The sequence below is a fragment of the Vibrio sonorensis genome (assembly GCF_001854765.1).
Classification (GTDB): domain Bacteria; phylum Pseudomonadota; class Gammaproteobacteria; order Enterobacterales; family Vibrionaceae; genus Vibrio; species Vibrio sonorensis.
Map to the genome: position 1 here is coordinate 1 of NZ_LJJE01000006.1, position 4,533 is coordinate 4,533.

The 4,533-nt window shown below is 43.8% G+C and carries 10 protein-coding genes; 3 read left to right on the plus strand and 7 right to left on the minus strand.

The window, feature by feature from the left end:
• The 7 genes from BLO31_RS24790 to BLO31_RS01985 all read right to left on the minus strand — a co-directional run.
• A partial coding sequence (locus BLO31_RS24790; RefSeq protein ID WP_139158914.1) for a Tn3 family transposase occupies positions 1-304 on the minus strand: 304 nt, incomplete at its 3' end.
• A 67-nt stretch (positions 305-371) separates the two neighbouring features.
• Complete coding sequence (locus tag BLO31_RS24795) at positions 372-752, minus strand: Tn3 family transposase (RefSeq protein ID WP_070962644.1); 381 nt, start codon at positions 750-752, stop codon at positions 372-374.
• Between the two features lie 17 nt (positions 753-769).
• A complete protein-coding gene (locus BLO31_RS01965; RefSeq protein ID WP_139158915.1) occupies positions 770-1,207 on the minus strand; it encodes a hypothetical protein in 438 nt (145 codons plus the stop codon).
• Positions 1,195-1,437: a hypothetical protein gene (locus BLO31_RS01970; RefSeq protein ID WP_070962646.1), complete on the minus strand. Its 243-nt coding sequence runs from the start codon at positions 1,435-1,437 to the stop codon at positions 1,195-1,197. The genes BLO31_RS01965 and BLO31_RS01970 overlap by 13 nt, the downstream gene beginning before the upstream one ends.
• 11 nt (positions 1,438-1,448) lie before the next feature.
• Complete coding sequence (locus BLO31_RS01975) at positions 1,449-1,946, minus strand: hypothetical protein (protein ID WP_139158916.1); 498 nt, start codon at positions 1,944-1,946, stop codon at positions 1,449-1,451.
• Between the two features lie 140 nt (positions 1,947-2,086).
• Positions 2,087-2,272: a hypothetical protein gene (locus tag BLO31_RS01980; RefSeq protein ID WP_070962648.1), complete on the minus strand. Its 186-nt coding sequence runs from the start codon at positions 2,270-2,272 to the stop codon at positions 2,087-2,089.
• On the minus strand, positions 2,269-2,844 hold the full coding sequence (locus BLO31_RS01985; RefSeq protein ID WP_070962649.1) for a recombinase family protein: 576 nt from the start codon (positions 2,842-2,844) through the stop codon (positions 2,269-2,271). Before BLO31_RS01985 ends, BLO31_RS01980 begins: the two co-directional genes overlap by 4 nt.
• 196 nt (positions 2,845-3,040) lie before the next feature.
• On the opposite strand from BLO31_RS01985, the gene BLO31_RS01990 reads away from it, so the two are divergent.
• The 3 genes from BLO31_RS01990 to BLO31_RS02000 are packed head-to-tail and all read left to right on the plus strand — an operon-like array spanning position 3,041 to position 4,419.
• Positions 3,041-3,319, plus strand: coding sequence for a type II toxin-antitoxin system TacA family antitoxin (locus BLO31_RS01990; RefSeq protein ID WP_070962650.1), 279 nt, complete (start codon positions 3,041-3,043; stop codon positions 3,317-3,319).
• Positions 3,316-3,840 carry a GNAT family N-acetyltransferase gene (locus BLO31_RS01995; RefSeq protein WP_070962651.1) on the plus strand — a complete coding sequence of 175 codons (525 nt, stop codon included), beginning with the start codon at positions 3,316-3,318 and terminating at the stop codon, positions 3,838-3,840. The genes BLO31_RS01990 and BLO31_RS01995 overlap by 4 nt, the downstream gene beginning before the upstream one ends.
• Positions 3,841-4,419: a hypothetical protein gene (locus BLO31_RS02000; RefSeq protein WP_070962652.1), complete on the plus strand. Its 579-nt coding sequence runs from the start codon at positions 3,841-3,843 to the stop codon at positions 4,417-4,419.
• The last annotated feature ends 114 nt before the right edge of the window (positions 4,420-4,533 follow it).

Below are 4,533 nucleotides of genomic sequence, written 5' to 3' on the forward strand. Positions count from 1 at the left end.
AGTTGATGGGACGCGTTAGTACTGACTCTAGATTTGGATAATCGATGGTTTTATCATCCCCTGGTCTATAGAGTTTTTGACTGGCGATGGCTTTGAGACGAGGCAATAGGTCGAACCCAAGTAAATGAGAAAAAGCGAAAGCAACTTCACTTTGGCCATGACTATCGACATACTGTTGGTCAATTTCCATATCCGTGCAGTGACGTAATACCCCCTCAATCATAGAAGCGACTTCTGAAGAGGAGCAGCGTTTAAGCTGAGAATAGATACAGGTTGATTTCTTCTCTACATGCCAATAAATCATAACACCACGGCCGTCATACCGAAATGTGCCATTCGGTCATTAGATTTTGATCCCAAGAGCCAAACTTCTAGGAATCCGAGGCGCAGGATGTTGTACCTTCTCCCCAAATAGAAGAGTTTCGGGCAGTGAAAATTGCGTTTGCAACTTGCCCAATGGCGTTACGTAATGCCGCTTTGTGAATAAAGCGCCGACGCACATTCAGCAATTCTTTGTAACTAATACCATGCCGGCTTCCGCTAACTCGTTTTGATCCTGTGTTCGTGCCCATTCCGTAGAGGCAGAGTAATATACGTTGCGGCAAACAATGACGCTCAAGATTTTCACGTTCGGCTACGGTTTTGAAATGATCGCTGAATCCAATTCGCAAGTCAGCTTCCTTGAGAACATCAAGCAAACTGGTCATGGGCCATCGTTCGGTGATCTCTCGCTTCAGGTAAGCAAGGTTCATTGGCTCCTCTTGGGGCGTCAGTGGTGTAATCGAAATTCGATTTTACCTTGGGACAAGATTCGAACCTTGCGGTTTTTAGGCATCTCCCGATTGAGTAACTCAAGTGCTGAACGCATTTCGCCACGAAGTTTTTCGACAAAGGCTGTTGCATTGATTGTTTGACCAAGATCGTGATAATAACTTTCGCGATTAATATCAAAATCCAGTGGTAAATCATCATCGGGGTTTCGGTAACGGTCAGCATCTATTACCCATATTTCCTTGCAACGTAGCCGTTTCCTCAATGCCTGCAAAACACAGATTTCGTAGTTTATTCGGTTGATACGCTTCTCGCCTTGATTGTCTTCGATAACAACCTCTCTCCATTTAGGCTGGATCACCCCATCGACTGGAATAGAATCATCGAGCTTGATATATCGTTGGCTATTGGCCTGATTGCATTTCAACCAATCCAAAGCATCCAGTACTGGGCGATGCTGAGTGTTGTTCGAACAAAAGTCAGTGCATCTAAGATCTTAGGCAACATGCGTCGGTAATGGTTGCTATAGGATGACCGGAGTATCTTATGAACTTGTTTTTGATAGGCGAGTCCAGATGACTTGTATTCTTTGAGCAGGCTTTTTAGCGTATCTTCTCCTGCTACAGGGTATAACACTTCTTTAACCTGACCGTTGGGATTATTCAAAGCGGCTTCCGCTATTCAAAAAGTAATGCTGTTTTCCCATGTACCTTCTGGAAATCACTGAGTAACGTTTTTACCAGCTTTCGTTCAGCGCGAGCTGATAACCGATGAACGATTTGAATGAATAACTCACTCAAACCATCGATGATTTCTCGTTGCCGCCAATATAGAAATATGGTGTAGAGTCCATAGCGAATATTCTCAGGATGCTGTTTGACTTCCCAGGCAGTCTCACTATTAACCCGTTGCCTATAACGTTGTAACACTTTGGTGTTAAAAGCGGCTAAGTTTTCAATGGGCAGATGTAATGAGCGTATAAATGAAAGCTTCTCTACTTCTTTAAAAACGCTATCTAAACCAAGACGGCCCGGGTCAGCTTTGATGTCACCAAAGTTGACGACACCTTTGACTCCATCGAGAGATCGCTCCATCTGTATTTTGCTTTCCGGCGACAGGCAGCTTGCAAAGTGCTCATAAAGGTTAAGCTCAAACTGCTGATATACCGAGCGCACCAAGCGTTCCAGTTCTTTGTCTGCTGGACACTCTATCTGATTGTTTTGAAACCACGCGAAAGCGGATTCAGTTGCATCTTCTATACTTGCTCCATGTGGATATTGATTTTCGATGAGCCAAGCTGAAAAGGTGGTTTTGTCTATTGCAGATACACGTCGGATGCCGAGGAAATCAAGGATTTTTTGACGGTGCCGTGTCCCCGTTCGTCCTCGCCAGTCATACTCGTGAAGTGATTCCTACTTGGTTTTGATTTGAGTAATTGGGTTTCTTCGTACTTTAAACTCCAATGCTCAGCAAGTTCATCGATACTCCAAATTCGTTTCATTGGTCATCACTCTCGTGATTATCAGATTTTAAGTAGCGGTAAAAGGTGGAGCGAGATATGCTCAACATCTTACATATATCATCAATCGAGTAATTAGGATCTGCATACATCTGTTTAAGCAGAGCAATATTTTTTGACTGACTCAAGGACTTAGGGCGTCCCCCTTTCTTACCACGAGCTCGTGCAACTTCTAATCCAGCATTCGTTCGCTCCCGAATCAAATCACGCTCAAATTCAGCCAGAGCGCTAAAGAGATGAAATACCAGCTTCCCACCACTGGTTTGTGTGTCTATGGATTCCTGTAGACTGCGAAAGCCAATGCCTTTTCCTTTAAGATGGTTAATGGATTCAATCAGGTGTTGGATGGAACGCCCGAGGCGATCCAATTTGCAAACAACCAAAGCATCTCCTTCTCGTAGCACCATTTCGGCATCTTTTAGTCCAGGCCTTGCCGTTTTAGCCCCACTGGCAATATCTGTAAAAATTTTTTCACAACCTGCTTTTTTGAGTGCATTGATTTGCAACTCAAGGCTTTGAGATTGGGTGGAGACTCGAGCGTATCCAATTAACACGAAATTCATCCTTAAAATGTACCAAAACTCATCTATATAAGAAGGTATTGATACTTTGTTTTTGAGATGAGTATTGAAACATGAAAGCTTTCTCTGATACAGAGAAATTAGGCATATTTGAGATTGTGCCAAAAACGTTCGTATTTGACACTGTTCATGTACAATTTCAATATGTACAAAACCGGAGGGGTTCACTATGCCTCAAATCCCAGTAGAAACGAATGATCGCATGTCGTTACGTATAGCCTCAAATGAAAAGTTATTGTTAATGCGGGCCGCCGCTTTACAGCACACCAATCTGACTGAGTTTGTGCTTAGAAACGTGATATCAGCGGCACGAAAGATCATTGATGAGAATGAGCGGCTGGAGTTGACTGAAAAAGATAGCCTGCATGTTCTGGATCTTTTGGATAACCCACCGACACCTAATGATAAATTAATGGCCGCGGCATTTGCTATGCCGAAACAATCATGACACTCCCTCTCTGGCACGAAGAGGCAGTAAGCAAACATCACGATCGCGGTGCTTTTGATTGCGGAAATGAAGTGTTAATTCAATTTCTATATCGCCACGCTAGACAAAGTCATGAGAAAGGTGGGGCAAAAACCTATCTTGCTGTTAGCAAGAACAATGAAAAGGTATTGGGCTACTACAGCCTCAGCCCTGCCTCCATCGCCTATGATCGTGCTCCAGAGGTGATCAAGCGTGGTCACGCTCGACATGATGTACCAGTATTCCGGCTTGGTCGACTTGCTGTCGACTCATCGGTTCAAGGTCTTGGATTAGGCGGTCAACTCCTGCTTGCAGCTGGACGGCGCAGTTTGCTGGTTGCAGCACAGGCAGGTGGAGTTGCTTTGTTAATTGATGCAAAAAATGAACATGTTGCACAATGGTACGCGAGTTATGGGGCGATCCCGTTATTAGATTCCCCTTTATCCTTATTACTACCATTTAAAACGATCCATACAGCGCTGACCGCTGCGGAGAAACTATAAATGAATCAGTTACAACTACCTTCTGGCATTTCTGTTCAAAAGAGTGGAAACACGTATGTCATATTAAGGAATGGAGAGGCAGAAATAGGCGGGATCATAGTAAGTGGTACTCCAATGGGGGATACCCAACTCCAACCTTATGTCAAAGATCCTCAAAATAATAACCAACACATCGTGGCATCAGTGACCCAGCAAATGTCAGATGCTCTTCTCGAGTTCGTAGCCCAAAAGCCGAACGATCAGAGGTATGATGCTTTCCCGCCTATTGTTTCAGATGGAACAGAAGTCTTTGAAAACAAAGTTTTTCCTTGCTCAAAGTGCAACAAGGTCACTGCTAGGCTCATATTCTCTTGGGAGACCGTATCTATTGAAGACATGGAAAACATTGCCAAAAATTTTGAACTGGAAGCTTCTGTTTCGGACTATCCAGTATGGATCCTTGGGGCACCTGACTGTAACGATGACGACATTGCAAAACATTTAACTCTTCAAATTGCTCCTAATAAAGGAAAAGCGTACTGGGAGTATCCAGATGACATGAACAAGCGATTGATCGAATTAGACGAAACTCATTGCTAACCAGAAATATGACAGTTTGACTCTTTGGTGCGTCCTGACTTAACCTCTATTGTCTGGTAAAAGGAACGTCCTTTCAAAAGTTGGCGGTTATCGCAGCTACCCGGTCACTACCCC

What these genes read in the sequence shown, in the direction of transcription:
- BLO31_RS01980 (WP_070962648.1), bottom strand. Translation starts at nt 2,272, where the DNA reads ATGAAACGAATTTGGAGTATCGATGAACTTGCTGAGCATTGGAGTTTA.
- BLO31_RS02000 (WP_070962652.1), top strand. Translation starts at nt 3,841, where the DNA reads ATGAATCAGTTACAACTACCTTCTGGCATTTCTGTTCAAAAGAGTGGA.
- BLO31_RS01990 (WP_070962650.1), top strand. Translation starts at nt 3,041, where the DNA reads ATGCCTCAAATCCCAGTAGAAACGAATGATCGCATGTCGTTACGTATA.
- BLO31_RS24795 (WP_070962644.1), bottom strand. Translation starts at nt 752, where the DNA reads ATGAACCTTGCTTACCTGAAGCGAGAGATCACCGAACGATGGCCCATG.
- BLO31_RS01995 (WP_070962651.1), top strand. Translation starts at nt 3,316, where the DNA reads ATGACACTCCCTCTCTGGCACGAAGAGGCAGTAAGCAAACATCACGAT.